The sequence below is a fragment of the Cryptocyanus atlanticus LEGE 06306 genome, assembly GCF_056633155.1.
Genome location: NZ_JBSJOZ010000001.1, coordinates 406,876 through 431,202, shown reverse-complemented (window position 1 = coordinate 431,202; position 24,327 = coordinate 406,876). Strand labels below are relative to the sequence as shown.

The following is a 24,327-nucleotide window of genomic DNA, read 5'->3' as shown; positions in this document are numbered from 1 at the left end:
ACCGGATTGGGTCTGTCCGCAATCAAGCCATCGTCCGTTGATCAGGTGAAGGCACAGCTCAGAGCACCGGTTGAGGCAATGGTCACCGTGACCGTGGAGCTCGAAGTTGTGGTGGTGTCAGTGAGGCAACGGATACCCCCGGCCCCAGCGGTGAAGGTGGCTGTCACGGTACCTCCTCCCACTCCACAGGTGATTATGGAGTTGCCGGCCGTGGTGGGTGCCACACCGATCCCGCCGGAGGCCACAAACGTGGCGCATTCCTTGGCCAGTCCTACGGCCTCACCCACACGGGCCCCAGCGCCAGCAGCGTTGCGTGCTTGTAGATACAGGGGCAGAGCGACGGCGGAGAGGAGGCCAACAATCGCCACGACGATCATCAGCTCGACCAGAGTGAAGCCCCTGGACATTCCCTTCCTCTCCCGGAGCTTGCGGAGCAGCTCCAGTTGGATCGTTGTACGCATGGCCGAATCAAAGGATGTTCTCAACCAAGCAGTATGACCGTGGTTCAGGCTTCTAATTGGCGTAGGGTTCAGGTCTGATCGGGCCGCCCAGGAAGGCGAGAAATCTGAGACCCACTGCAGCACAAGACATCTTCGGAGTCGAGGTTTGTCGCTATAGTCGAAATCGGTGGCACTATTGAATATTCTTTCCCCCCAAGTGAAGGCGATACTTGTTAAACTCTCACCAAATGTTAATCAAGGCTTCCGTCACAATCCCTCCGCTGGCCTGTCTGATTTGGTGTCCAATCGGAGATTCCAGGATCGCCGCCGTCCCGCGTGGGGAGGGCCTGCTGTGGTTGCACCGGCGGCTGCGCTCTCCCTAGGCTGACATCCCTTGCCCCTTCAGGCCTCGCTTCCCGGCGCCCATGCCCCCCTGGCTCACCCTGATCCTGCTGCCGCTCTCCGCGGTGCTCTGGTGCCTGGGCACCTCCAACCGTGATGACGTGATCGGTCTGCTGGAGCACATGATCGCCGTGGGGTGCCTGATGGTGGTGGTGCTGGGCGCCCGGCCGCTGCCGCTGGAATTGGCCGGCGTGGGCCTCGCCCTCTGGCTGCCCCGGGCCCGGGGCCGATCCGACCTGCCGCCGCCGCCCCACCGCGACGACGTGCTGATCCCCTTCGTCTGAACGCAGCAGGCGGCCGAGCGCCGGCCCCCCGGCTTCAGCAACGGATCCGCAGCGTTCGGGGCAGGTCCTCCTCGATCTCCCCGTCGGCGTTGAGCGCCGGATAGGGCCGGCCCTGGCGCCGGCACCAGTCGGCCACCTGGGGGTAGGCCCACTCGAACAGCAGCTGGTCGCGGCATCCCGGCGGCAGGCCCTCCCCCGCCTGGGGCACAAGCCCGGCCGTCTGGCGCTGCCGCAGGGCTTCGAACAGCAGCACCGCCCCCGCCACCGACACGTTCAGCGACTGCACCATCCCGCCCATCGGGATGAACAGGGCCTGGTCCACCGTGGCTGCCGCCGCCGGGCTCAGCCCCCACTTCTCCGCCCCCAGCACGAAGGCCGTGGGGCCGGTGAAATCACACTGGCGGTAGTCCACCGCGTTTCCGCCCAGGTGGGTGCCGTAGAGCCGGAAGCCCCGCTGCTTCAGGCCGGCGAGCGCCTCCTCCACCTGGTCGTGGGGGCGCAGGGGCACCCATTTCTGGCTGCCCTGGGCCGTGCTGTTGAACGTGCGCGGCCGGCCCCTCAGGCTCACCACATGGGCCTCGAGCACCCCCACCGCGTCGCAGCTGCGCAGGATCGCCGAGAGGTTGTGGGGTTTGTCCACCGCCTCGAGCAGCACCGTCAGGTCCGCCATGCGGCGGTCGAGCACGGTGCGGATCCGCTCGAAGCGGCGGGGCAGCAGGGGCATGGGCGGGGGGCGGCAGGGGCGACCGTAGGCCGCCCGGCGGGCCTCAGTTCAGCACCGGATCGAGGCCGGGGATCACGGCGATCGCGTCGCTGCTGCTGCGCACCGCCACCCCGTCGCCGGCGCGGCGGAAGGTGCCCTGGTCGGCCACCCGGTGGCCCCTGCCGCTCTCCGCCTGGATGGCCACCCGGCCGTTGCCGAGGAAGGCATAGGCGTTGCGGGAGCCGTCGGCCCAGGCGAGCTGGTAGATCGTCTGGCCGGCGGGGGTTTCGGCGCGGCTGATCCGACAGGGGATCCGCTCGGCCCCCGCGCTCTGGGCCGGTTTGAACAGGCAGAGCGTGGTGCCGCCGCTTCCGCCGGCGGTGCGCTCGGGCGGTGGCGCCCCGCCGGCCTGATCAGCGGAGGAGGAGGCCGCCGGGAGATTGGCCAGGAAGTCACGCACCACCGAGGCGGAGATCGCGAAGTTCAGCCCTTCGCTGTCCCGGAACTTGAAGGTGGCCACCCCCGCCACGCAGTTGCCCGCATCCAGCACCGGTCCGCCCGAGTTGCCCGGGTTCACGGCCGCGTCGATCTGCAGGATGTCGTCCTGGTCCCGGAGGCTGCTCACCACACCGCGGCTCAGGCTGAATTCCAGCCCCTTCGGGGCGCCGATCACGAACACCTCCTGCCCCACCGCCGAGGGCTGGTCGCTCATCGCCAGGGGGACCCCCCGGGTGCCCCGCACCGCCAGCAGGGCCAGGTCGGTGGTGGGGGTGTCGCCGCGGCCCCGGGCCACCACCTGGGCGGCATCGGTGCGGCCATCCACCCACTTCAGCCGCACCGTTTCCCGGCCCCGCACCACATGGGCGTTGGTCACCAGAAAGGTCTGCCCCTCCTCATGGGCCACCACGAAGGCACTGCCCACGCTGGTGCCGCTCGACACCACCGCCACCCCCTCCTTGGCGGCGGCGAACACCTGCTCGGCGCTCTGGTCCCGGGCGCTGCAGCTGCGCTCCGGGCCCGCCGCCGCGGCCTTCGCCGCCGGTGGGGCCGTGGCCGCCGCCAGCTGGGGGGTTCGCGCCGTTCCGGTGCTGCGCACCATCGCGCAGCTGGAGAGCGCCAGGGCCAGGCCGGTGGCCCCGAGGGCCGTCCAGGGCACCCGGCCCTTCCCAGGGCGGCGGGGCCGATCATCGGAGGACAGGGGGGCCATCGACAGGGAATGACAGAGTTCTGACCATCGGTCTACGCGGACTCCGGCCTCCGGCGGAGACCGCCTGCGGCGCCGCTGATGACAGGATCTTCCCGCCCGAGTCCGCGGTTGGATCTGGTCATGGCTGCTGCCGGCGCCGGCTTCGATCAGCGGGTCTGGGCCGCCGTGGCGCGGGTGCCCGCCGGCCGGCTGGTCACCTACGGCCAGATCGCCGAATGGATCGGCGCCTATGGCTGCGCCCGCCAGGTGGGCTGGGCCCTGCGCCGGCTGCCCCTGCCCTCCGCCGTGCCCTGGCACCGGGTGGTGAACGCCCGCGGTTGCATCAGCCTGAGCCCGGCCCGGGAAGGCAGCGACTGGATCCAGCGGGAGCTGCTGCTGGCCGAGGGCATTCCCGTGGACGAGCGGGGCCGCCTGCCGCTGCGGCGCTATCTCTGGAGCCCGCCGCCCCCCGCCGTTTGAGCGCCACACCCGCCCGCCGCCCCCCGGGGCCCGATGCCGAGCCGGTGGCGATCGGCCTGGAGCCCCGCCGCCTGGCCTGGCGAGTGCTGCAGGCGGTGGCGGCCGGCGCCTACACCGATCTGGCCCTGGATCGGGAGCTGCGCCGCACGCCCCTGGCGCCGGCCGATCGGGGCCTGGCCACCGAACTGGCCTGCGGCGCCATCCGCCAGCGGGGCCTGCTCGATGCCTGGATCGATGCCCTCGGCAAGGTGAGTGCCCAGCGCCAGCCACCACCGTTGCGCTGGCTGCTGCACCTCGGCCTCTACCAGCTGCTGTTCAGCGATCGTGTGCCGGCCTCGGCGGCGGTGAGCACCAGCGTCGAGCTGGCCAAGCGTGGGGGCCTGGCCCGCCTGGCGCCGGTGGTGAACGGCCTGCTGCGGGCCTGCCTGCGGCGCCGGGCCGGCGCCCCCCCCGGCGCCCCCCCCTGGGAGTCCCTGCCGCTGCCCGCCGATCCCGCCGCATCCCTGGCTGTGCGCCGCTCCCTGCCCCCCTGGCTGGCGGCCGCCCTGCTGGAGTGGCTGCCGCCCGATCGGGCCGAGGCCGTGGCGGTGGCCGCCAACCAGCCGCCCCCCCTCGATCTGCGCGTCAACCGCCTTCGCTGCAGCCGCGACCCCCTGCTGGCCGCCTTCACGGCGGCGGGCCTCGGGGCCACGCCCCTGGCCGGCCTGCCCGATGGGCTCTGCCTCGGCGGCCGCAGCGGCGATCTTCGTGCCCTGCCCGGCTATGCCGAAGGCCACTGGAGCGTGCAGGACCGCACGGCCCAGCGGATCGCCCCCCTGCTCGAGGCCCTCCCCGGCGAATGGCTGCTCGATGCCTGCGCCGCCCCCGGCGGCAAGAGCACCCACCTGGCCGAACTGATCGACGACCGGGGCCGCATCCTGGCGGTGGATCGCTCCGGGGGGCGGCTGCGGCGCGTCGTGGCCAATGCCGAGCGGCTCGGGCTCAGCGCCATCGAACCGCTTGAGGCCGATGCCGCCGCCCTGGCCGGCCGGCTCGGCGAGCAGCCCCGGTTCGATCGGGTGCTGCTCGATGCCCCCTGCTCCGGCCTCGGCACCCTGGCCCGCCATCCCGATGCCCGCTGGCGCATCACGCCCGCCGCCATCGACGGCCTGGTGGCGCTGCAGCGGGAGCTGCTCGAGGCGATGGAGGCCCTGCTGGTGCCCGGCGGCCGGCTGGTCTATGCCACCTGCACCCTGCATCCCCGCGAGAACACTGGGCTGATCGCCGCCTTCCTGGCCGACCACCCCGGCTGGACCCTGCTCTCCCAGCAGCAGCACTGGCCGGGGGAAGCCGCCGGCGCGGATGGCGGCGGGGACGGCTTCTACGCGGCGGTGCTGCAGACCCCCGGCTGAGCCGGCCTCCGAGTGGCGCTGCTCAGAGCGGTGGCGGCGGTGGCGGGGCGACCGGCGGCGGGGGCGTCACCGGGAAGGAGGGATTCACCGGCCCTGGGGCAGGGGCGGGAGCGGGGGCGGGAGCCGGTGCGGGTGCGGGGGGCTGCTCGCGCGGCGGGCGGCCGGGGCCGGGTTCCGGCGGACGGCTGGGGGGCGGCACGTCGCCGGGGCTCCATTCGCCGGCCGGGGCCGGCGGGGCCTCCTCCTCGGGCCGCTCCCAGGGCCTGGGCGCGTCGTCGGGGCGGCTCGGGGCGTTGCGGGGCGCCTCGGGGGCCGCCGGCCGGTTCGGCTTGAAACTGCCGGTGAGGGCTGGCTTGGGTGGGAACGGCCGCACGGGAAGATCCTTCACCACCACCCGCATGTAGCGGCCCCAGGCCGCCGCCGCCGCACCGCTGTCGCTGCCGGTCTTGCGGTTGTTGTCGTAGCCCAGCCAGATGCCGGTGGTGAGCTGGGGGATCGAGCCGATGAACCAGAGGTCGCGCGCCCCTTCCGAGGTGCCCGTCTTGCCCGCCACCGGCCGGCCCGGCAGCGCCGCCGCCCCACCGGTGCCGCCGCTCACCACCCGCTGCAGCATCCACACCATGGCGTCGGCGATGTCGCTGTCCACGGCCCGGCGGCCGCGTTCGCCGTCCACGCGGCGGCTCCAGAGCAATTCGCCGTTCGGACCGGTGATCTCCTCGAACGGCGTGGGCGGCACGTAGATGCCCCGGTTCACCACCCCGGCGTAGGCGGCGGTCATGTCGAGCACCGTCTGCTCGTAGGCCCCCAGCGCCATCGGGTAGAAGCGGCCCAGCTCCCGGGTGATGCCCAGGCTCTGGGCGGTGGCGATCACCTTGTCGAAGCCCACCTGCTGCAGCAGGGACACGGCCACCACATTCAGGGAGTTCTGCAGCGCCGTGGCCAGGGATACCTGGCCCAGGTAGCGGTTGCCGAAGTTCTTCGGGCAGTAGCCCGCGAAACAGCGGGCCTTGTCGAGAATCGTGGTTTCCGGTTTCATCCCCGCCTTCAGGGCGGCCAGATAGACGAACAGCTTGAAGGTGGAGCCGGGGGAGCGCAGCGCCTGGGTGGCGCGGTTGAACTGGCTCTGCTCGAAGTTCGTGCCCCCCACCAGTGCCCGCACCAGGCCGGTGCCGGGCTCCATCGTGACCAGCGCCCCTTCCAGGCTGCCCGGAGCGCTGGCATTGATCACCCGCTGGCCTTCCTCCTGCCAGGCCAGGTTGAGGCTGCTGCGGATCGTCAGCCCGCCCACCTCCAGCTGCTCGGGGGTGAGCACCCGGGGCAGTTCCTGGGCCACCCAGCCGGTGAAGTAGGGCGCCCGGCTGTTCCAGTACTTCGGCAGCGCCGGCTGGAGATCGAGCGGGGCCGCCTGGGCCTCCGCCAGCTCGGTGTCGTCGATGTAGCCCTCCTGGCGCATGCGCTGCAGCACCAGGGAGCGCCTCTGCAGGGCCAGGTCCTCGTTCACCAGCGGTGAGTACACCGATGGCGCCGGCGGCAGCCCGGCGATCAGGGCCGCCTCCGGCAGGGTGAGCTGGTCCGGGGTTTTGGAGAAGTAGATCCAGGCGGCATCCGCCACCCCGTAGGCGCTGGAGCCCAGATAAACGAAATTGAGGTACTGCTCGAGGATCTGCTGCTTGGTGAGCTGGCGCTCGAGCTTGCTGGCCAGGGCCGCCTCCTTGAGCTTGCGGATCAGGGTGCGGTCCTGGCTGAGGAACACCGTGCGGGCCAGCTGCTGGGTGATCGTGCTCGCCCCCTCCTCCACGGCGCCGCGGCGCACGTTGCGCACCAGCGCCCGGGCGATGCCCATCGGATCGACGCCGCCGTGCTGGAAGAAGCGCCGGTCCTCGGCGGCGATGAAGGCCTCCTGCACCAGCTTCGGCATCGTGCCGCTGGCCACCTTGTCCCGCGTGGCCGGCCCCAGCTTCTGCAGCACCTCGCCATCGGCCGAGAGGATGGTGACGGTGCCGGGCCGGTTGAACGTGCTGATCCGGCTGGCATCGGGCAGCAGCCGGTCGAGCCCCTCCACCAGGGCGTTGACGCCGAACGCTGCCCCTCCTCCGGCCATCAGGGCCAGGGCGCCGACCACCACCAGCTGGCGGCGGCGGCCGCTCATAGGCCCACCATCAGGCTGCTGTGGCCGATCGCCAGGGCCGTCACCAGCATGCCCAGCACCAGAAACGGCTGGGCACTGGCCTGGTACTTCACATCGAAGGCCACCGGGTCCCGCAGCAGCCAGATGTCCTGGAAGGTGATCTGAGGCACGATCAGCAGCACCAGCAGCACCGCCGCGAAGTTCTGCCCGATCGCGATCAGCACGACCACCATCGCCAGCTGGAAGCCATCGATCATCGCCGCACTGATCCAGCTGGCCCGGCCGATGCCGAACACCACCGGCAGGCTCTGCAGCCCCAGGGCCCGGTCACCCTCCACGCTCTTGAAGTCGTTCACCACCGCGATGCCGAGCCCGGCCAGGCTGTAGGCCAGGGTGAGGGCGGCGGTGGTCCAGGTGAGATGGCCGAACAGGGCCTGGCCCGCCCACCAGGGCAGGGCGATGTAGCTGGCGCCAAGGGCGTAGTTGCCCAGCCAGCCGTTCTGCTTGAGCTTCAACGGTGGGGCCGAATAGATGAAGCTCACGAAGGAGCCCCCCAGGGCCAGCAGCAGCAGCACCGGGGTGCGGTGGCCGGCCCAGAGGTCGAGCCCCCAGGCCACCGCCAGACCGGCCAGCAGCAGCACCCAGATCTGCGCCTTCACCGCCCCCAGCCCGATGGCGCCGGAGGGGATGGGGCGGTAGGGCTCGTTGATCGCGTCGATCTCGCGGTCGTAGAAGTCGTTGAGGGTCTGGGTGTAGCCGGCCAGCAGCGGACCACTCATCAGCATGCAGGCGAAGGAGGCGCCCACCTCCGGCAGGGTCCAGCCGAAACGGCCCGAGGCCGCCGCGCCGCAGATCACCCCCCAGATCAGGGGTATCCAGGTGACCGGCTTCATCAGCTGCAGCCGCAGCTTCCAGACGCTGGCGGTGCCGCTCGCCCCCTTCATGCCGAGCAGCTGGCGGGCGGCACCTCTGCTTCCCCCGGGCTGCTCGGAGGGTGTGGGATCGGGTGCGTCGCTCACGTCAGGCGGGAGCGATCTCGTCGTCGAAGAACCAGCCGCTGCTGCCGTTGCTCAGCTCCACCACCACACCGATGCCGCTGCCGTCGGTCATCTTGAAATCCCGCACCGTGCCGGTGGCATTGCTCTGCAGCACCTCCACCAGATCGGCGGGGATCCGGTCCCGCACCCGGGTGATCCGCACCTGGGAACCGATGCGCACTCCGTTCGAGGAGCCGGAGGTGGCAGCCTGGGACATGACCGGCGCGACTGGATCGAGTGGCGCAACCTTAACAGCGAGCCCATGGTTGCCCGGCGCATCATTCCCTGTCTCGACGTGGCCGACGGCCGGGTGGTGAAGGGGGTCAATTTCGTCGGCCTGCGCGACGCCGGCGACCCGGTGGAGCTCGCCTGCCGCTACGACGCCGCCGGTGCCGACGAGCTGGTCTTCCTCGACATCGCCGCCAGCCACGAGGGCCGCGGCACCCTGATCGAGCTGGTGCGCCATACCAGCGAGGCGGTCACGATTCCCTTCACCGTCGGCGGCGGCATCGCCAGCGTGGAGGCCATCACCGCCCTGCTGCGCGCCGGTGCCGACAAGGTGAGTCTCAACTCCTCGGCCGTGCGCCGTCCCGAACTGGTCGCCGAGGGAGCCCGCCAGTTCGGCTGCCAGTGCATCGTCGTGGCGATCGACGCCCGCCGCCGCCAGGGGGAGGAGGGCTGGGAGGTGTTTGTGCAGGGCGGCCGCCAGGCCACCGGCCTTGATGCCGTGGCCTGGGCCCGGCGGGTGGTGGCGCTGGGCGCCGGCGAGATCCTGCTCACCTCCATGGATGGCGACGGCACCCATGCCGGCTATGACCTGGCCCTCACCCGCGCCGTGGCCGACGCCGTGGAGGTGCCCGTGATCGCCTCCGGCGGTGCCGGCTGCATCGATCACATCGCCGCCGCCCTGGGGGAGGGCCGTGCCGCCGCTGCCCTGCTCGCCTCCCTGCTCCACGACGGGGTGCTGACCGTGGAGGAGATCAAGGGCGATCTGCTGGCCCGGGGCCTGGAGCTGCGCCCGCTGGAGCCGCCCGCTCGTTACAGTTGACAACAGGGTGTGGCGACCACCAGGTCAATCCACGGATCCGAGAGGATTTCCAGGCCTCGGCGCGGCCCCCCAGCGCGACCCGTTCACCGACCCCGTTCCCAGCCCCCCAGGTCACCCCCCGTGCAGGCCCTTCCGCCCTCCATCGCCCGTCCGCTCGGCCTCCTGATGGTGGGGCTGGTGATTGCCTTGGTGGCCTGGGCCCTCCAGCTCATGCAGGCCGCCAACGACCGCCGTGAGTTCTCGCTGATGCTGGCCGGCTGCATGGTCTGCTCGGCGGCGGTGGGCCTGGCCACCGTGATGGTGCTCACCCTCACCGGTCCCACCCGGCTGGCGGCCAGCACGATCCCGCTGTCGGGCCCCCTGCCCGATTCGGGCATCACCCTCGACGCGATCCGGCTTCCCAGCGACCGGTCCCTGGATTGCCTGGTGGATCCGGGCCGCTGCCTCGACCTGCGATCGTTCTGATCGATCCCCGTCGCCCGCCCGGCCCGTGAACCCCGCTGATCCCAGGGCGGTCCAGGCGTTGTTCGAGGCGATCGCGCCCCGCTACGACCAGCTCAACGACCTGCTCAGCCTCGGTCTGCATCGCCTCTGGAAACGCCAGGCCGTGCTCTGGCTGCGTCCCCGCCCCGGCCAGCGGCTGCTTGATCTGTGCTGCGGCACCGGCGATCTGGCCCTGCTGCTGGCCGCCCGGGTGCGTCCAGGCGGCCGGGTGACCGGCCTGGATGCCGCCGCCGCTCCGCTGGAACTGGCCCGCCGCCGCGCCGCCCGCCGTAGCTGGCTGCCCCTGCGCTGGTGCCAGGGCGATGCCCTCGCCACCGGCCTGCCGGACCGGTCCGCCGACGGGGCGGTGATGGCCTACGGACTGCGCAACCTGGCCGATCCCGCCGCCGGTCTCCAGGAACTCCGCCGCCTGCTGCGGCCGGGGGGGCGCGCCGCCGTGCTCGATTTCAACCGCCCCGATCCCTCCACCCCCGCCGGGGCGCTGGCCGCAGGCTTTCAGCGGCTCTATCTGCGCCGGCTGGTGGTGCCCACCGCCCGCCTGTTCGATCTCCCCGACCAGTACGCCTACCTGGAGGCCAGCCTGCAGCGCTTTCCCGGCGGCTCCGCCCAGGAGGAGCTCGCCCGCGCCGCCGGCTTCCACCTGGCCCGCCACCGCACCCTGGCCGCTGGCCAGATGGGCCTGCTGCAACTGGTGGCCTGAGCGATCCGGGGGCCGGGCCGGCGCTCAGGGGTCCAGGAAGGCCAGGGCGTGCTCGGGCGCGGCGAACATGGCTTCGAGCAGCTCCCGGCGGGCCGGATCGAGTCCGTCCAGGGGGTCGGCCTCTCCCGCAGCCTCACGCCGCATTCGCTCGAGCAGATCGCCGATCTCCCGGTTCAGTTCCTCCCCGTAGGTGAAGACCTCCGGCGTCTCGATCCGGGCCGCCACCGTGTCCCGCACCCGGGCCGTGCTCTCCACCAGGGCCTGCCAGGCCAGGGCCTTCGGGTCCCCGCCTACCGGCGCCTCCGGGTCGATGCCGTGCACCCGCCGGTAGGCGGCCAGGTAGCTGTCGAGGAAGGGCAGGTGCCGGCTCTTGTGGCGCATGTCGTTGAAGAACACCCGCCAGGGGGAATTGATCCAGGCCGTGCGCGGCTCGGGCTCCCGCAGACCGGCGCGGATCACGAAGGCGTAGGCGAGCACGAAGTGGTCGAAGTTGGCATTGATCCGCTCGATCAGCCCCGCCACCCCCTCCACGGCGTACTCCCCCTTCAGCCGGTACTTGAGGGCGTTGTTGGGGAAGGCGTAATAGAAGAGCAGGTCCGCCAGGGTACGGCAGTCGCCCGGCCGGTGATCGATTCCCACCAGCCGGGCCACATCGTCGGTGTAGAAGCCGTAGTACACGAGGTGATCGTGGCCGGAGGGCGGGGCATCGCCGAAATAGTGGCGGTTGTAGGCGGAGATCCGCTCCTCCAGGTTGCCGGCGATGCGCTCGCGGAAGGTCTCGTTGACGATCAGTTTGTGCACCAGCAGGCTCTGCATCTCGGCGATGTTGGCCAGGCCGCCGGTGTAGGGCCGGGTGAGCCCGAGGAAATGGATGCGGTGGAGATCCTTCGGCAGCACCCCCAGGAAGTTGTGGCGGTAGCGGTAGGTGTAGGGAGTGGTGCCGTCGATCCGGATGGGCGGCAGCCTCGGCTGCTCCGCATCCCCGCTGAAGCGCTGATCGAAGGGAATCTCCAGGCCGTCGTGGTGCAGCACCCGCGCCTCCAGGTCCACCGGTGTCTCGCGGGGCACCACCACCACCCGGCCGGTGTGGATCCACAGGGCAATGTCGTTGAGCAGGTAGCCCTGGGCGATCGCCTCCTCGAGCCGGTGGCCGAAGCTGGCGCAGTAGGCGTCCACCGGCCAGTACTTGATCGCCACCGAACCGCTGTGGGGGCTGGCGGCCGCACCGGCCTTGCGGTTGTCGCGCACGATGGCCGGAAACTGGCTGCCCAGCAGGGCGGGATTGTCGGGGGCGAAGGAGGCCTCGTAGATGCTCGAGTAGAGCTCGTGGGACACATACCGGAGGTTGTGATATTCGAGCTGGTCGAGGGTGAAGGTCTTGTCGCCGATCGGCACCACCTTGTCCCTGGGGTTGAAGCCGCCGCAGCGGATGATGATCCGGTTGCCGCCCGCGATCAGCTTCGAGATCATCAGGTTTACGGAATCCCCGATCATGTCGAACAGGATCGTCTGGCCGGTCACGCTGTAGTCGGTGTCGAGCAGGTGGGAGAGCACCTTGCGCTGATAGCCCGTGGCCACCACCACGTTCCGGGCCCGCAGCCGCTGCCCCGAGGCGGTGTGCACCAGGCTGTGGGTCGCGAAGTTGTCGATCCTGAGCACCTCATCCTGGATCAGGTGTCGGCGGTGCTGCTCGCGCCAGCGCTTGTGCATGGCGAAGAACTGTCCCGCCGTCGGGTAGAAGTCGGTCTCGAAGTCCCTGGCCAGATCGAAGGAATAGAAACTGGTCAGGTAGCTCGACACCAGGTCGAAATCCAGGCGGTCCCGTTCTTCCAGCCGATCCCAGACGCTCTGTTCCCCGGCGGAGATCACCCGGAAGTCGGTTCCGGTGCGCTCCAGCTCACGGATCAGCGGCACCGAACTGAATCCGAAGCCGATGATCAGAACCTCAAGATCCAGGCTGGGCTGGCCCATGGACGGTTACGACGCAGAACGGAAGAGGGAGTGGACAGGGGAGCGCCGGGGGGCGGCCTCACTCCGGTGCTCCCCGGGTCTGTGGAATGATCCGTCCGGGAACCGGCCGTCGCCGCCTCCGCACCATACCGTCAGTCTTCTGTCCGAGTTCCCGCCGCGCCGGCCTCCGCCGGGTTTTCTGTCGCCTTCTCCGTAGCGTTCTCCGTGCATTTCCAGGACATCATCGGCCGCCTGAACCGCTTCTGGGCCGATCAGGGGTGCCTGCTGCTGCAGCCCTACGACACCGAGAAGGGGGCCGGCACGATGAGCCCCCACACGGTGCTGCGGGCGATTGGCCCCGAGCCCTGGGCCGTGGCCTACCCCGAGCCCTGCCGCCGCCCCACCGACGGCCGCTACGGCGACAACCCCAACCGGGCCCAGCACTACTTCCAGTACCAGGTGCTGATCAAGCCCTCCCCCGACGGCATCCAGGAGACCTACCTGGCCTCCCTCGAAGCCCTCGGCATCCGCCAGCGGGACCACGACATCCGCTTCGTGGAGGACAACTGGGAGTCCCCCACCCTCGGGGCCTGGGGGGTGGGCTGGGAAGTGTGGCTCGATGGCATGGAGGTGACCCAGTTCACCTATTTCCAGCAGTGCGGCGGGCTCGACTGCCGGCCGGTGTCGATCGAGATCACCTACGGCCTCGAGCGTCTGGCCATGTACCTGCAGGACGTGGAGAGTCTCTGGGAGCTGAGCTGGAATGGGGAGCGCAGCTACGGCGATCTCTGGCTCGCCTTCGAGAAGGGGCAGTGCGCCTACAACTTCGAAGTCTCCAACCCTGAACGCCTGCAGCAGCTGTTCGCGCTCTATGAGGCGGAGGCCACCGATCTGGTGGCGGCGAACCTGCCCGCCCCGGCCCTCGATTACGTGCTCAAGTGCAGCCACACCTTCAACCTGCTGGAGGCCCGCGGCGTGATCTCGGTCACCGAGCGCACCGCCACGATCGCCCGCATCCGCCACCTGGCCCGGCAGGTGGCCGAGGCCTGGCTCCAGGAACGGCGTGCCCTCGGCTTCCCCCTGCTCGGCGAGGCCCAGCGCCTCGCCCTGCCGGCGGAGGCGGCCCTTGCCTGAGGCCCTGCCGATGCCCGCCCTCCGATGAGACGCACCCTGCTGGTCGTGGTGCTGCTGGCCGGCAGCTTCCAGGCCGGCCGGCTCACCGAGCGGGCGATCTGGCCCTGCCGCCTGCGGCCGGTCGCCGCCCTGGTGGCCCCTCTGCTGGGCCAGGAGCTGCCCAGCCCCGAACTCTGTGAGCTGATGCTGAAGCTGCCCAGCTTCTGACAGCGGTCGCGCCGGACCAGGCCCGCTCAGGGCTCCTGGGTGGGCGTCCCGTCGGGGAGGGACCTGGCTCGGGGGGCGCCGCCGAAGAACACTTTCACCCCCAGTTCGATCCCGTTCTGGTAGGTGGTGAAGCCGTTGTCCGGGTCGCCGCCGTTGTTCCACTCCAGGGTGAAAGAGCGCCAGGAGAGATTCAGGTCGGTGTTGTCGCCGATGGCGTAGCCGAGACCCACCTGCGCGTTGCCGCTGAGATCCTGCCGACCGCTCAGACCGAGGCCGCCCCCATCGCCGCGCACGAAGTCCCGCAGGCGCGGCGAGAGAAACAGGCTGGCCTGGGTGCCCAGCAGGGGCTGCACCCAGGTGTGTCCGAAACTCCGCGCGGCATTGATCGAGCGAAGCCCGTCCGGGCCACCCAGCGAAGCGGCCAGATCCAGCTGGCCTTCGATCAGCCGGGCGCCGGCGTAGGGGATCACCGTGAACGACCCCGGGGTGCCGAGGGCCGCCTCCCGGGGGCCGAAGCGGTAGCGCAGGGCCAGGTCGTCGATGCCCAGCTGCTGGCCCACGCAGGCGCTGGCCCGCAACCGCTGGCGGGCCCCCACCGCGCGGCTGCTCAGGCTGGCCAGGTCGGTGTACCAGATGTCGCCCTGCAGGCCCACCCGCCCGTATTCCACCCTGCCCCGGATCGTGGTGGCGCCGGTGGCCCGCAGTGGCGCGAAGCCATAGAGCTCCAGCGTGCCGCTCCAGGGGCTCTCGGCCGGGGGGGGTCGCCGGGGTCCGGGGCCCGCTCCGGGTCGGGATCGGGCTCGGCCGCGCGCTCCAGCCAGCTCTCCTGGCCGATCCAGGTCGCCGCCGTGCGGGGCGGGGGCACCGACGCGGCCTGCAGCCCCGCCGGCAGCAGCGGCAGGGCCACCAGGACCATGCCAGCCCCGGGGGGGATCCAGCCGGTGGAGAGCCTTGGCATGCCTGGCCGCCGTTCGGGGAAAAGTTGGAGGGGATCTTCCCAGATCGTCGCCGGCGGGAACCCTGGGGGCAGAGACGACCGCTCCATGCCGTTCCTGCTGGTCTCGATCGCCCTGGCGGGCCTCGGGCTCGGAGTCCTGCCGCTGCCCTGGCCGCTGCGCCTGACGGCCCTCCTGGCCGTGGCCGCTGCCGGCCTCGGCCGGGCGGTCCAGCTCGGGGCCCCACCTGCGGGGCGGTTGGCGGTTCTCGCCCTCGCCCCCCTGCTGCTGCTCTGGGCCCTGGCGCGCCAGCCCCAGCCGGGTCCCGCCGATCCGGTGCGGCTGCTCTCCGGTGACGGGAGCCGGCCGGTGCTGCTGCGCGGACACCTCGCCGCCGATCCCCGCCCCCGCGGCCCGGACGGTGCCTGTGTGGTGCCCCTGGTGCTGGCCGGCGGCACCAGCGAGCTGATTCTCGAATCCTGCCCCGAGTTGCGCCAGGGCTGGGTGGTGGAGGCCAGCGGCCAGTTGCGGCGCCCGCTCGGGGGTCCCCACCCGTTACTGGGGGGTGCGGCCGAGCGTCTGGCTCGCCGGGGCATCTGGAGCCAGCTGAGGGTGGCGCCCCCGCCGGAGGGAGCCCTCAGCGTGCTGAAGCGGCCGCCGGCTCCGGTGGCCGACCTGCGCCGCCGCATGGCCGCCGCCCTGCTGGAGCGGGGCGGCCCCGAGCGGGGCGGGGTGCTGGCCGCCCTCGTGCTCGGCAGTGCCGTGGTGCCGTTGCCGGCGGAAGTGCGCGAGACGTTTCGGGCGGCGGGCCTCTCCCATGCCCTGGCCGCCTCCGGCTTCCACCTCAGCGTGCTGCTGGGCGCCGTGATGGCGCTGGGCCGCCGTCTGCCGCGGCCGCCGCGTTGCGCCCTGGCCGCCGCTGCGATGCTGCTGTTCCTGCTGCTGGCCGGCCCCCAGCCCTCGGTGGTGCGGGCCGTGCTGATGGGCGGGCTGGCCTTCGCCGTGCTCGAGAGCGGAGGCCGCGGCCGGCCGCTCGGGGTGCTGCTGCTCAGTGTGCTGGTGATGCTGCTGGTGCGCCCCGTCTGGTTGCTCGATGTGGGCTTCCAGCTTTCAGTGGCCGCCACCGCAGGGCTGATCCTCAGTGCCGGCGATCTGGAGGCGGCGCTGGCCCGGCGCTGCCCGGGCTGGGTGGCGGCGGGCCTGGCGGTGCCGCTGGCGGCCTCCCTCTGGACCCTGCCCCTGCAGCTGCTCCACTTCGGGGTGGTGCCGCTCTATGCCGTGCCCGCCAATCTGGTGGTGGCGCCGCTGCTGACGCCGCTCACCCTCGGGGCGATGGCGCTGGCCCTGGCGGCGGTGCTGCTGCCGCCCCTGCTCACGCCGCTGGCCTGGCCCCTGCTGCCCCTCACCGATCTGCTGCTGGCCATCACCCGCGGCATTGCCGCCCTGCCGATGGCCCAGGGGCAGGTGGGCCGCCCCCTGCCGGGGCTGGTGCTGCTGTTCGCCCTGGCGCTGCTGCCCTGGCTGCTGCCCCGCGAGACCCTCGCCGCCCTGCGCTGGCCGGCGGGGCTGGTCGGCCCGCTGGGTTGGCTGTCGCCCCGCCGGCTCGGCGCGGCCGGGCTCACCCTGGCCCTGGCCGTGCACCTGGCCCTGCTGGGCGCCGACCAGCTGCTGCTGATCCACCAGTGGGGCGGCGATCTGCTGCTGGCGCGTCACCGGGGCCGCGGCGCCCTGATCAGCAGCCGGGCCGATGGCCTGAGCTGCGCCAACGCTGCCCGCCTGGCGGCCGGGCTGGGGCTCGCCCGCTACGACTGGATCACCCTGCTCGATCCGGTGGCGCCGGCCGATCCACTCTGCTGGAGCCGCCAGACCTCCCTGCTGCTGGCCGGCGACACGGGCGGCGACGTCCTGCGCCCAGGTCAGCGGCTGGAGAGTCCGGGTCTGGCCCTGCGTCCCCTCAGTGGTGACAGCCGCGCCCTGGAGTTGGCCGTGGGCCGCCACCCCTGGGTGCTCCTGCCCGATCCCCAGGCGCTCTGGGCCTGGCGGCGGGAGGCGGACTGGGCGGGGGCGGGGGCGCCCCGGGGCGTCTGGCTCGGCTTCCGGCCCGCTCGGCGGGAGCGGCAGCTGCTGGAGGGGGCCGGGGCGGCCCGGGTCTGGATCAGCGGGGCCTGGGCACAGGCGCCGGCGGGCTGGTCCACCAGCGGGGTGAGTGGATCGCTCCAGGGTCCCGCCGGCTGAACGATCCCTACAGTGACGCCGGCTCCCGGCCGGGTTCGGCCCGCCGGGTCCTGGAGAGGTGGCTGAGTGGTCGAAAGCGAACGACTCGAAATCGTTTGAAGGGCAACCTTCCGTGGGTTCGAATCCCACCCTCTCCGTTTCCGGGTCGATCTGCAGCAGGTCTCCCCCCGTTGCCGGCCCGACGGGCCAGAGTGCTGCTCCGTCAGCTCGCCCCAGCGTCATGCCCGCCACCACCCTCGAGAAGCCCGTCAGCCTGGAGTGCGCCTGCCCCAGCTGCCACTGCACCGTGACGGGGGAGTCCCCCTACCGCCTGGGCGATCAGCGGTTCTGCTGCGAGGCCTGTGCCCAGGGCCATCCCGGCGGTGTGCCCTGTCATGCGGGCTGCGGTTGCGAAGGGACGTCCTGAGTCCGGCCGCTGAATCCGGAGTCGATCCGCACCACCTCCCATGCCGTTGTTCCCCAGGCCGCCGGGACCGTCCCGCTCCCCTGCAGCCCTGGCCGCCGTCTTCAGCGGCCTGGTGATGCTGGTCGCTCCGGCCCTCGCCGGGGGCGACAGCTCCGGCAGCCGCACCGGGCCGGGGCTGGGCCCCCTGCCCGCCAGCTGGCAGGGGGAGCTGCCCGATGCCGGAGGCACCAGCCGCTGGCACCTGGACCTGGCCCCCGATGGCAGCTACCAGCTGCGTCAGACCTACCTGGACCGGCCGCTCCCCAACCGGTTCGATGCCATCGGCCGCTGGCAGCTCGAGCCCGGCACCAACCGCCTGGTGCTGCGGCGTGGCCGGGAGGCGCCGGTGCTGCTGCAGCCGCTCGCGACGGGGGGGGGCCTGCGCAAGCTCGATCTCCAGGGCGAGCCGATCGACTCGGAGCTCAACGACCGGTTGCAGCGTCTGCCCAGGTCAGCCCCGATCGACCCGCGCCTGCCGCTTCAGGGGATGGTCACCTACCTGGCCGATGCGGCGTTCCTGCGGCTCTGTGCCACCGGTCAGAGCCTGCCGGTGGCGATGGAACGCGATTACCTCGCGCTGGAGCGGGCCTACCTCGAGGCACTGCCGGCCGATCGGCCCGGGCTGCCGCTGCTGGTCAGCCTGGATGGCCGCATCACCAGCCGCCCCTCGGCCGAGCCGGGCCAGCCCCCGCGCAGCACCCTGGTGGTGGAGCGGTTCCTGAGCCTCCAGCCCGGCCAGGACTGCCTCCCGCTCCCCCTGCGCGGCACCACCTGGCGCCTGCTCATGCTGGAGGATGCCGCCCCGACGAACGGGAGTGAGCCACCGGATGGGCCACCCGAGCTGGTGTTCGACCGGGAGGCGGACCGGGTGGCGGGTCGTGGCGGCTGCAATCGCCTGATCGGCGGCTTCGAACTCGAGGGCGAGCGGCTGCGCTTCGGCCCGCTGGCCGGCACTAGGATGGCCTGCGCCCCCGAGACGATGGCCTTCGAGCAGCGCTACACCGAGGCCCTCGAGCAGGTGCGCCGCTGGAGCCTCGAGCAACGCCGCCTGCGGCTCCAGGAGGCCTCCGGCCGCACCCTGCTGTTGTTTGAGGCGAGCGAGTAGGGGGCGGCTGGCTCCACCACCGCGGAGGGCGCCCAAAAAAAAGGAGCGGACCCGGGGGACCCGCCCCGAGGAACGTCTTAAGAAATGTAACCGATCTGAGGTCGCCTAGCGTGGCTCCCGCCTTCACCGAATCGCGCCCGTGGGCTGGTACGTCAAGCTCGAGCGTGGAGTGGTCGACCGGGCTGTCTTCGATCGGCACCTGCGCGCCCATCTCGACTGGGTGCGGGACCTGCAGGCCCGGGGGCACCGGGCCAGCACCGGCTACTGGGCCGAGGCCAAGGGCCGCAGCGGCAACGGCGCCGGGGGGATGCTGCTGTTCCAGGCCCGTGATCGGGCCGAGGCCGAGGCGATCGTGCAGGCCGATCCCCTGATCCTCTCGGGATGCGTGGAGTGGGACCTGCACGACTGGCACGTGGTGGGGGGCGAGCTTCGTCCCGGCCCCAGCCCGGAATCGCCCGCCGCCTCCTGCTGAGGTCCCGCGGATGACCTGGGGGGTCAGGGAGTCAGGCGGGCTGGGCCCAGCAGCAGCTGTTTCATGTCCCCCTGGCACCGCCAGATCATCAGGACCAGGTAGGGGATCAGAAACAGGCTCCCACCGACCAGAGCAACGCTCCCCAGGCCCAGACCCAGCCCCGAGTAGTGATGCCGCCAGGCCACCCAGAGGGCGGAGAGTATCAGCAGGATCGCGAAGTCCACATCGAACTGACCAGCCCAACCCATCTGACGGATGTCACCCAGAAAGACCCCAATCAGGCCCGGGCCATGGCCCCGGAGGACCAGAACTGTGTAACCGGCCAGAACGGTCCACAGGGAGATGAGCAGAATGCGAAACGTTGACATGGCAACCAGCAATCCTCGGAAACAAGACGACCCGCTCACGGTAGCGATGGCGAGCACGCGTCCCGAAATTTGAGTGGGGATCGAGCAGGGGGGAGATACAGACTTGTAGCTGTGGATCGGAAGGAGGGAAGAAGTTCGCAGAACCAAAATTAATCAGAGCGTGGGAAAAGGCCCTCTCTTCCATCCGATTGGAACTGGCCCCAGACATGTATTCCTTCCAGAATCGGAATCAGTGATCGACCCTGACTAGACAGACGATACTCCACTTTCGGAGGGATCTCGTTGTAGATCGTGCGTGTCACCACACCGACGCGCTCAAGCTCTCTGAGTTTGCTGGTCAGCACCTTCGGGCTGACGCCCTGAAGGGCTCTCCTTAGCTCGGAAAACCGCCGAACTCCTTCGGCCAACACACGCAGGATCGGAACTTTCCAGCGACCCTGGATCACGTCCAGGGCCAGTTCAGCGGGGCAGTTGTGATGGTCATTCGTGTTCAGAAAATCCTGGGATGACGCCATGGTTACGGGATGGAAAGCGGGTTACTTCTCGGTGCGTCCTTGTGCCCAGAAGTGATTCTCCCCCAAACTCGCCTGCAGCGTGCCTGGGCCAGCACCCAGGGAGCGCCCCATCCCGCCGCTTCCTCTGATGACATCCGCTTTCCCCACGGCGATCGACCGCGCAGCCGGAACCCATGCCCTCTGCACCTGCGGACAGAGCCAGACGGGCCCTTTCTGTGATGGCTCCCACCAGGGGAGTGCTTCGAGACCCGAGATCCTCAGCCTGAATGAGGCGAAGACGATCCACCTGTGCCGTTGCGGCGGCACGGCCACCCTGCCCTTCTGTGATGGGAGCCATCAGAACCTGGGGGCCACGGCAGGATCCTGAGCCGGGGGGGCTGGAGTGGATCAGGTGCCGTCTGGGGCCACCATCCTGGGCTCGATCTCTGCACCACGGTGGAACAACGGAGGGGGCGGGATTCGAACCCGCGGAGGCTTTCGCCTCGCCGGTTTTCAAGACCGGAGCCATCAACCACTCGACCACCCCTCCAGGGGCATCGCCGGGCCCGGATCCGGGCCCCGGCGGCTTCAGTTTCCCATGTCCCCAGGCCGGGGATCAGGGGGCGCAGGGCCTGAATCCCCAGCGCGTCGGACTGGGCTCCGCACCGGCTTCCAGCAGCAGCAGGGTGCTCAACGGCTTGGATTGGGGCGGTTCCCAGCAGCTCCGTTCGGGATGATCCGCCATCAGCTTGGCGGCGCTCTCGGGGTTCTCCCCCAGCCCCAGGATCGGCCGGGAAGCTGCGCCGGAAGCGGCCGGCGCCTCGTCCGGATAGGGCCGCAGGTCGAGGCCGCCGAAGTAGGTCTGCAGCAGATCCGAGGTGCTCGTGCTCAGGCAGCCGTGGCGGCAGGCGGAGCTATCGGAGAGGAAGGCGGCGATCGCCTTGTAGTTCATCAGCGGCGCCTGCCGCAGGGCCTGGGCCCGCTCGGCGTTGGCCAGCAGCAGGGCCAGCAGCAGCACCGCCGCCCCGGTGGCGATCCAGCCCCGCTGGCCCAGGCGGCGCCGCAGCAGCAGGGCGACATCCGCGAACAGCACGGCGGCAGCGGGCAACGCCACGATGTAGTTGCGCGCGGTGGAGATCGGCCGGATCAGATCGATCGCGATCATCACCAGCGCAAAGCCCAGCAGCAGCCGGATCAGCACGCGGCTTTCCGCCGCCAGGCCATCCGTGCCCGCCCCCTCCCCGGGCCCCGCCCCCGGTTCCCGCAGGAGAGTGCACAGCCGGGCCCTTCCGCCCGGACGCCGGAGCACGGCCACCCCTGCCACCACCCCCACCGCCAGGGCCGCCTGGATCCCAAGAACCGGGAACAGCCCGGCCAGGAACTCCTGCAGGGTGCCGATCACCGGAGCGACCCGGATCCACTTCACCTTCTCGAGGCTGCCGCTGGCCGAGCCCAGCAGGAGAAAGTGAAGCGCCGGCCAGACCAGCATCACCCCCAGCAGGGTGATCGAGCGTCGCCGCTGGAGCTGCCGGGGCCCGGCCGTGGCATCGAGGACCGTGAGCGTCAGGGCGAACAGCAGCCCGAAATAGTGGCTGAGGGACAGCAGCAGGGCCGAGGCGTCGTAGAGCGCCTCCAGGCGGACGGGGCCGCGGCCGGGGGCTCCGGCGGGCTCCGGCCCGAGCCCCTGCCGGAGCCGCAGGCTGGCCCCGGTGAGCAGCGTGGCCAGCAGCAGGGTGAGGGCGTAATTGCGCACCTCCTGGGCGTGGACCACCAGCAACGGACTGGTGCCCAGGAAGCCGATCACCAGCAGGCTGCGGGCCCGGCCGCCGCCGCCCACGAACCACGCCGCCGCCCCCAGGGTCAGCAGGGCCAGCAGCAGGCTGAAGGCGCGCAGGCCCACCTCCCCGCCACCGCTGCCCAGCCGCCAGAGCTTCAGGAGCACGGGATACAGGGGCGGGGCCGTGTCGGGCAGCACCCAGCCGGAGAGCATCTCCCCCCAGGGTTGCCCCACGGCGGTGGCAGTGAACAGTTCGTCCTTCCAGAACGAATAGGCCCGCCAGGCGCCCCGGCCCGCGAATCCAGCCAGCAGCAGCACGAGGGCCACCACCCACCCGGTCTCGCAACGGGTGCCCGGAGTGTTGCTGCTCATCTAGCCGATTGGGGTGATGTAGTACTGGCGGGAAATTTCTTCGATATCATGATAGTAGTAAAAGCATTCGGGATCAGCCTTCACCATGGAATCAACGATCTGGGGTAATTCTTCCATGGTGATGATTGTTCTTACGGCCGCATAGGTTCACCGCTGCGTCCCCCCGCGAAGACGATGACCGAGTAGCTATTGATTTGTCGACGCATCGGCATGCAATTTCCGTGGATCCAAGTGCTCTCGATCTGTTTCCAGTTCGCTCAATGAAGCAGGCTTGGCAGATCCTGAACAGCCCCGTTCTGATGCTGGAACAGGGTTCAGTGTCCGGGAGCAACCGTGGTCTTCCGGGTGCCCACGCCCGGCACCCTAGTCCCGTGCAGGCCTCAGGGGCTCACCGCTTCCCAGGGGCGACTCGTCTGGACGGCCCGTCGTCCCGTGCAGGAATCCTCCACGGCTGTGAAGATCAGGCCCTCTCCATCCGTGGACCAGGTGTAGACGCCAGCGCCATGTCCTTGCGGCGTGCAGGCCGCCAATCCCGTTTCATCGCCGATCCTGACGATGTCACCCTCAGCCGCATACTCTCCTGCCACCATGGCTGCTCCGTTACGGGTCACCGTGAACTGTCCGTCTGGGCTGAAGCTGATCAGCCACAGCCCCCGCAGGGAGCCGGTCCGATTGGTCAACGCGACCGGAAGATCCTGGGGACTCAGCGTGACGGCGTAGTCACCCGGAGGGAATGGAGCCGCCCAGGACGGAGCGAGACCGAGGATCAGGGGGACCGTCCCCAGGAGTGACCACCAGGGACGCATCGCTGACCGGTGAATCATCAATCCTGCCCTCGTTTCTGCTGGCCCGGGCCGGAGCTTACCCGGCTGGCCCGGCGACACCGCGTTTCCTCCGCCAGCCGCCGGTCAGGAGATTGTTTCCACCCACACCGACAGGGACCCCGGCGGACAGCGGAACTCCGCCCAGCCGTGCGCATTGGTGCGGATCCGCTCGCGCCGGTGGTCGGTGACGTCGAGGAAGGAGGCATGGGGGCGGCCGGTGGCCATCCACTTCCAGCCGTCGCTGCCGTTGCTCATCAGCACGGCCAAGGCGCGTGGGTGGGTGGCACTGCCGAGCCGGGTCCAGCCGATGCAGTTGGGATGGTCGAGGTAGTCGAGCTGCTCGCCGTAGGCGTGATCCCGGCGGGCCCCCAGCAGGCGATCGAGGATCCAGCGGTGGCTTGGCAGCCACACGTCGTGGTGCTGGCCATCCTGGCCGCGGTCCCGATAGTGGGCCCCTTCGTAGTCGGGCAGGAACAGGCAGGGATACCCCTCCCGGCGCAGCAGGATGAAGGCATAGGCCAGCGGTTTGAACCACGGCTCCACCACCGATTCCAGCGCCTGCAGGGGCTGGGTGTCGTGGTTCTCCACCAGCGTCACGGCCAGGTGGGGCAGGTGGCGCATCAGGGTGCCGTCCAGCAGGCGGCGCAGATCGTATCCCGAGCCCAGTCGGCTGGCCAGATGGAAGTTGTGGTGCAGGGGGGCATCGAACAGATGAATCCGGCCTTCCGTGTGGGAGGCGTACCAGCGGAGGGTGGCGAGGCTCTTGGTCCAGTACTCCCCCACCACGAAGATGTCCTTGCCGGCATGGGCTTCCAGGTGTGCGATCCAGTCCGGGAAGAAGCCGCCGTTGATGTGCTTGATGGCATCGAGGCGGAATCCATCCACCCCCACCGTGTCCAGCATCCAGGTGCCCCAGTGCTTGAGGGCGTCGCGCACCTCGGGGTGGTCGATGTCAAGATCGCAGCCCATCAGGTAGTCGTAGTTGCCGCGCTCCAGATCCACGTTGTCATCGAAGGCCTTGCCTTCGATGCGCCACACCGCCCGGGTACCGGGATCGAGGCTGTTGAAATCCACGGCATCGAAATGCCACCAGTGCCACTCCATGGCGGAGTGGGTGCCGCCGCGCCCGGGATAGTGGAAGTGGGTCCAGGCGCGGATCCGCCGCTCCGCCCCGATCGACCGGAACCGGTTCTGGGGGTCGAACGGGGTGGCGTTCACGTCCTCCTCGGCGTCGCCGCCCATCAGGTGGTTGAACACGGCATCGGCCAGCACCTGGAGGCCCACCGCCTGGCAGGCGGCCACGGCCGCCGCATACTCCGCCCGGGTGCCGTACTTGGTGGCAATCGTGCCGTTCTGGTCAAACTCGCCGAGGTCGTAGGGGTCGTAGAGGCCGTAGCCCACGTCCTGGCCCCCGGCCAGGCCCTTGCCGGCCGGGGGGAGCCACAGGGCCGTGATACCGGCCTGGGCGAGGGCGGCCGCCTGCTGTGCCAGCCGCCGCCAGTGCCCGGCATCGGCCGGGGTATACCAGTGGAAGACCTGCATCAGCACACCGTTGATCTCCTCCGGCGCGGGGGCAGCGGCAGGCGGGGCCTCCGTTGGCATGGCTGGGGAGATGCGGGATGTGATCCCAACGCTATGGGCAAGCGGTGGGAGCTTCAACCGGGGGACTGAGGGGCCTCCCCGCTGGTGCAGAGGCGGGGCCTGGG

At 70.7% G+C, this 24,327-nt stretch carries 25 protein-coding genes and 2 tRNA genes; 14 read left to right on the top strand and 13 right to left on the bottom strand.

Annotation, left to right across the window (positions count from 1 at the left end; all coding sequences use genetic code 11):
• Positions 1-41: 41 nt before the first annotated feature.
• Complete coding sequence (locus tag ACWJI7_RS02250) at positions 42-461, bottom strand: pilin (protein WP_479934941.1); 420 nt, start codon at positions 459-461, stop codon at positions 42-44.
• A gap of 404 nt (positions 462-865) precedes the next feature.
• Between ACWJI7_RS02250 and ACWJI7_RS02245 the strand changes: the two genes are divergently transcribed.
• Complete coding sequence (locus tag ACWJI7_RS02245) at positions 866-1,126, top strand: hypothetical protein (protein WP_479934939.1); 261 nt, start codon at positions 866-868, stop codon at positions 1,124-1,126.
• 34 nt (positions 1,127-1,160) lie between these two features.
• Here the strand turns inward: ACWJI7_RS02245 and trmH are convergent, their stop codons facing one another.
• Both trmH and ACWJI7_RS02235 read right to left on the bottom strand, forming a co-directional pair.
• A complete protein-coding gene (gene trmH, locus ACWJI7_RS02240) occupies positions 1,161-1,850 on the bottom strand; it encodes a tRNA (guanosine(18)-2'-O)-methyltransferase TrmH (protein ID WP_479934937.1) in 690 nt (229 codons plus the stop codon).
• A gap of 43 nt (positions 1,851-1,893) precedes the next feature.
• Positions 1,894-3,036 carry a S1C family serine protease gene (locus tag ACWJI7_RS02235; RefSeq protein ID WP_479934935.1) on the bottom strand — a complete coding sequence of 381 codons (1,143 nt, stop codon included), beginning with the start codon at positions 3,034-3,036 and terminating at the stop codon, positions 1,894-1,896.
• 120 nt (positions 3,037-3,156) lie between these two features.
• Here ACWJI7_RS02235 and ACWJI7_RS02230 point away from each other — a divergent pair, with 120 nt between their 5' ends.
• Together ACWJI7_RS02230 and ACWJI7_RS02225 are read left to right on the top strand one after the other, a co-directional pair.
• Positions 3,157-3,495 (top strand): MGMT family protein, encoded by a 339-nt coding sequence (locus ACWJI7_RS02230; RefSeq protein ID WP_479934933.1) that lies wholly within the window; start codon positions 3,157-3,159, stop codon positions 3,493-3,495.
• Positions 3,492-4,886 carry a 16S rRNA (cytosine(967)-C(5))-methyltransferase gene (locus ACWJI7_RS02225; RefSeq protein ID WP_479934931.1) on the top strand — a complete coding sequence of 465 codons (1,395 nt, stop codon included), beginning with the start codon at positions 3,492-3,494 and terminating at the stop codon, positions 4,884-4,886. Before ACWJI7_RS02230 ends, ACWJI7_RS02225 begins: the two co-directional genes overlap by 4 nt.
• A gap of 22 nt (positions 4,887-4,908) precedes the next feature.
• Here ACWJI7_RS02225 and ACWJI7_RS02220 read toward each other — a convergent pair whose 3' ends face one another.
• The 3 genes from ACWJI7_RS02220 to petP form a co-directional block, all read right to left on the bottom strand.
• On the bottom strand, positions 4,909-7,035 hold the full coding sequence (locus tag ACWJI7_RS02220) for a transglycosylase domain-containing protein (RefSeq protein ID WP_479934930.1): 2,127 nt from the start codon (positions 7,033-7,035) through the stop codon (positions 4,909-4,911).
• Positions 7,032-7,958: a chlorophyll synthase ChlG gene (chlG, locus tag ACWJI7_RS02215; RefSeq protein WP_479935139.1), complete on the bottom strand. Its 927-nt coding sequence runs from the start codon at positions 7,956-7,958 to the stop codon at positions 7,032-7,034. Before chlG ends, ACWJI7_RS02220 begins: the two co-directional genes overlap by 4 nt.
• Positions 7,959-8,034: 76 nt before the next feature.
• Positions 8,035-8,268, bottom strand: a complete 234-nt coding sequence (gene petP, locus ACWJI7_RS02210; RefSeq protein WP_479934928.1) for a cytochrome b6f subunit PetP — start codon at positions 8,266-8,268, stop codon at positions 8,035-8,037.
• A 45-nt stretch (positions 8,269-8,313) separates the two neighbouring features.
• Here petP and hisF point away from each other — a divergent pair, with 45 nt between their 5' ends.
• From hisF to ubiE, 3 genes are all read left to right on the top strand, one after another.
• Positions 8,314-9,099, top strand: coding sequence for an imidazole glycerol phosphate synthase subunit HisF (gene hisF, locus ACWJI7_RS02205; protein ID WP_479934927.1), 786 nt, complete (start codon positions 8,314-8,316; stop codon positions 9,097-9,099).
• Between the two features lie 120 nt (positions 9,100-9,219).
• A complete protein-coding gene (locus ACWJI7_RS02200; protein ID WP_479934925.1) occupies positions 9,220-9,564 on the top strand; it encodes a hypothetical protein in 345 nt (114 codons plus the stop codon).
• 25 nt (positions 9,565-9,589) lie between these two features.
• Entirely contained in the window at positions 9,590-10,303 is a 714-nt protein-coding gene (ubiE, locus tag ACWJI7_RS02195; RefSeq protein WP_479934923.1) for a bifunctional demethylmenaquinone methyltransferase/2-methoxy-6-polyprenyl-1,4-benzoquinol methylase UbiE, read from the top strand.
• Between the two features lie 24 nt (positions 10,304-10,327).
• Here the strand turns inward: ubiE and ACWJI7_RS02190 are convergent, their stop codons facing one another.
• Positions 10,328-12,274: a hypothetical protein gene (locus tag ACWJI7_RS02190; protein ID WP_479934921.1), complete on the bottom strand. Its 1,947-nt coding sequence runs from the start codon at positions 12,272-12,274 to the stop codon at positions 10,328-10,330.
• Between the two features lie 204 nt (positions 12,275-12,478).
• Between ACWJI7_RS02190 and glyQ the strand changes: the two genes are divergently transcribed.
• Together glyQ and ACWJI7_RS02180 are read left to right on the top strand one after the other, a co-directional pair.
• Positions 12,479-13,387 carry a glycine--tRNA ligase subunit alpha gene (glyQ, locus tag ACWJI7_RS02185; protein ID WP_479934920.1) on the top strand — a complete coding sequence of 303 codons (909 nt, stop codon included), beginning with the start codon at positions 12,479-12,481 and terminating at the stop codon, positions 13,385-13,387.
• A 24-nt stretch (positions 13,388-13,411) separates the two neighbouring features.
• Positions 13,412-13,594, top strand: coding sequence for a hypothetical protein (locus tag ACWJI7_RS02180; RefSeq protein ID WP_479934918.1), 183 nt, complete (start codon positions 13,412-13,414; stop codon positions 13,592-13,594).
• Between the two features lie 26 nt (positions 13,595-13,620).
• On the opposite strand, the gene ACWJI7_RS02175 is transcribed toward ACWJI7_RS02180, so the two are convergent.
• The gene (locus ACWJI7_RS02175; RefSeq protein ID WP_479934917.1) at positions 13,621-14,262 is read right to left on the bottom strand and encodes a hypothetical protein; all 642 of its coding nucleotides are present in this window, start codon (positions 14,260-14,262) and stop codon (positions 13,621-13,623) included.
• Positions 14,263-14,637: 375 nt separating this feature from the next.
• Here ACWJI7_RS02175 and ACWJI7_RS02170 point away from each other — a divergent pair, with 375 nt between their 5' ends.
• From ACWJI7_RS02170 to ACWJI7_RS02150, 5 genes are all read left to right on the top strand, one after another.
• On the top strand, positions 14,638-16,764 hold the full coding sequence (locus ACWJI7_RS02170) for a ComEC/Rec2 family competence protein (RefSeq protein WP_479934915.1): 2,127 nt from the start codon (positions 14,638-14,640) through the stop codon (positions 16,762-16,764).
• Positions 16,765-16,816: 52 nt separating this feature from the next.
• A tRNA-Ser gene (locus ACWJI7_RS02165) sits at positions 16,817-16,901 on the top strand.
• Between the two features lie 83 nt (positions 16,902-16,984).
• Positions 16,985-17,170, top strand: a complete 186-nt coding sequence (locus tag ACWJI7_RS02160) for a conjugal transfer protein TrbI (RefSeq protein ID WP_479934913.1) — start codon at positions 16,985-16,987, stop codon at positions 17,168-17,170.
• Positions 17,171-17,210: 40 nt separating this feature from the next.
• Positions 17,211-18,314: an META domain-containing protein gene (locus ACWJI7_RS02155; protein WP_479934911.1), complete on the top strand. Its 1,104-nt coding sequence runs from the start codon at positions 17,211-17,213 to the stop codon at positions 18,312-18,314.
• Between the two features lie 139 nt (positions 18,315-18,453).
• Positions 18,454-18,786 (top strand): YciI family protein, encoded by a 333-nt coding sequence (locus tag ACWJI7_RS02150; protein WP_479934910.1) that lies wholly within the window; start codon positions 18,454-18,456, stop codon positions 18,784-18,786.
• A 23-nt stretch (positions 18,787-18,809) separates the two neighbouring features.
• On the opposite strand, the gene ACWJI7_RS02145 is transcribed toward ACWJI7_RS02150, so the two are convergent.
• Complete coding sequence (locus tag ACWJI7_RS02145) at positions 18,810-19,154, bottom strand: hypothetical protein (protein WP_479934908.1); 345 nt, start codon at positions 19,152-19,154, stop codon at positions 18,810-18,812.
• Positions 19,155-19,303: 149 nt separating this feature from the next.
• Positions 19,304-19,669, bottom strand: coding sequence for a winged helix-turn-helix transcriptional regulator (locus tag ACWJI7_RS02140; RefSeq protein ID WP_479934905.1), 366 nt, complete (start codon positions 19,667-19,669; stop codon positions 19,304-19,306).
• A gap of 127 nt (positions 19,670-19,796) precedes the next feature.
• On the opposite strand from ACWJI7_RS02140, the gene ACWJI7_RS02135 reads away from it, so the two are divergent.
• On the top strand, positions 19,797-20,036 hold the full coding sequence (locus tag ACWJI7_RS02135) for a CDGSH iron-sulfur domain-containing protein (protein ID WP_479934903.1): 240 nt from the start codon (positions 19,797-19,799) through the stop codon (positions 20,034-20,036).
• 77 nt (positions 20,037-20,113) lie between these two features.
• On the opposite strand, the gene ACWJI7_RS02130 is transcribed toward ACWJI7_RS02135, so the two are convergent.
• From ACWJI7_RS02130 to ACWJI7_RS02120, 3 genes are all read right to left on the bottom strand, one after another.
• Positions 20,114-20,198: transfer RNA gene (locus tag ACWJI7_RS02130), tRNA-Ser, on the bottom strand.
• Positions 20,199-20,264: 66 nt separating this feature from the next.
• The gene (locus ACWJI7_RS02125; RefSeq protein WP_479934901.1) at positions 20,265-21,797 is read right to left on the bottom strand and encodes a hypothetical protein; all 1,533 of its coding nucleotides are present in this window, start codon (positions 21,795-21,797) and stop codon (positions 20,265-20,267) included.
• 908 nt (positions 21,798-22,705) lie between these two features.
• Positions 22,706-24,223 (bottom strand): alpha-amylase, encoded by a 1,518-nt coding sequence (locus tag ACWJI7_RS02120; protein WP_479934899.1) that lies wholly within the window; start codon positions 24,221-24,223, stop codon positions 22,706-22,708.
• Between the last annotated feature and the right edge of the window lie 104 nt (positions 24,224-24,327).

Coding starts and splice junctions, on each gene's coding strand:
- trmH (WP_479934937.1), bottom strand. CDS start 1,850: ATGCCCCTGCTGCCCCGCCGCTTCGAGCGGATCCGCACCGTGCTCGAC.
- ACWJI7_RS02125 (WP_479934901.1), bottom strand. CDS start 21,797: ATGAGCAGCAACACTCCGGGCACCCGTTGCGAGACCGGGTGGGTGGTG.
- ACWJI7_RS02170 (WP_479934915.1), top strand. CDS start 14,638: ATGCCGTTCCTGCTGGTCTCGATCGCCCTGGCGGGCCTCGGGCTCGGA.
- ACWJI7_RS02250 (WP_479934941.1), bottom strand. CDS start 461: ATGCGTACAACGATCCAACTGGAGCTGCTCCGCAAGCTCCGGGAGAGG.
- ACWJI7_RS02180 (WP_479934918.1), top strand. CDS start 13,412: ATGAGACGCACCCTGCTGGTCGTGGTGCTGCTGGCCGGCAGCTTCCAG.
- hisF (WP_479934927.1), top strand. CDS start 8,314: ATGGTTGCCCGGCGCATCATTCCCTGTCTCGACGTGGCCGACGGCCGG.
- ACWJI7_RS02235 (WP_479934935.1), bottom strand. CDS start 3,036: ATGGCCCCCCTGTCCTCCGATGATCGGCCCCGCCGCCCTGGGAAGGGC.
- ACWJI7_RS02190 (WP_479934921.1), bottom strand. CDS start 12,274: ATGGGCCAGCCCAGCCTGGATCTTGAGGTTCTGATCATCGGCTTCGGA.
- chlG (WP_479935139.1), bottom strand. CDS start 7,958: ATGAAGGGGGCGAGCGGCACCGCCAGCGTCTGGAAGCTGCGGCTGCAG.
- ACWJI7_RS02155 (WP_479934911.1), top strand. CDS start 17,211: ATGCCGTTGTTCCCCAGGCCGCCGGGACCGTCCCGCTCCCCTGCAGCC.
- ACWJI7_RS02220 (WP_479934930.1), bottom strand. CDS start 7,035: ATGAGCGGCCGCCGCCGCCAGCTGGTGGTGGTCGGCGCCCTGGCCCTG.
- ACWJI7_RS02135 (WP_479934903.1), top strand. CDS start 19,797: ATGACATCCGCTTTCCCCACGGCGATCGACCGCGCAGCCGGAACCCAT.
- ACWJI7_RS02245 (WP_479934939.1), top strand. CDS start 866: ATGCCCCCCTGGCTCACCCTGATCCTGCTGCCGCTCTCCGCGGTGCTC.
- petP (WP_479934928.1), bottom strand. CDS start 8,268: ATGTCCCAGGCTGCCACCTCCGGCTCCTCGAACGGAGTGCGCATCGGT.
- ACWJI7_RS02120 (WP_479934899.1), bottom strand. CDS start 24,223: ATGCCAACGGAGGCCCCGCCTGCCGCTGCCCCCGCGCCGGAGGAGATC.
- ACWJI7_RS02230 (WP_479934933.1), top strand. CDS start 3,157: ATGGCTGCTGCCGGCGCCGGCTTCGATCAGCGGGTCTGGGCCGCCGTG.
- ACWJI7_RS02145 (WP_479934908.1), bottom strand. CDS start 19,154: ATGTCAACGTTTCGCATTCTGCTCATCTCCCTGTGGACCGTTCTGGCC.
- ACWJI7_RS02160 (WP_479934913.1), top strand. CDS start 16,985: ATGCCCGCCACCACCCTCGAGAAGCCCGTCAGCCTGGAGTGCGCCTGC.
- ACWJI7_RS02140 (WP_479934905.1), bottom strand. CDS start 19,669: ATGGCGTCATCCCAGGATTTTCTGAACACGAATGACCATCACAACTGC.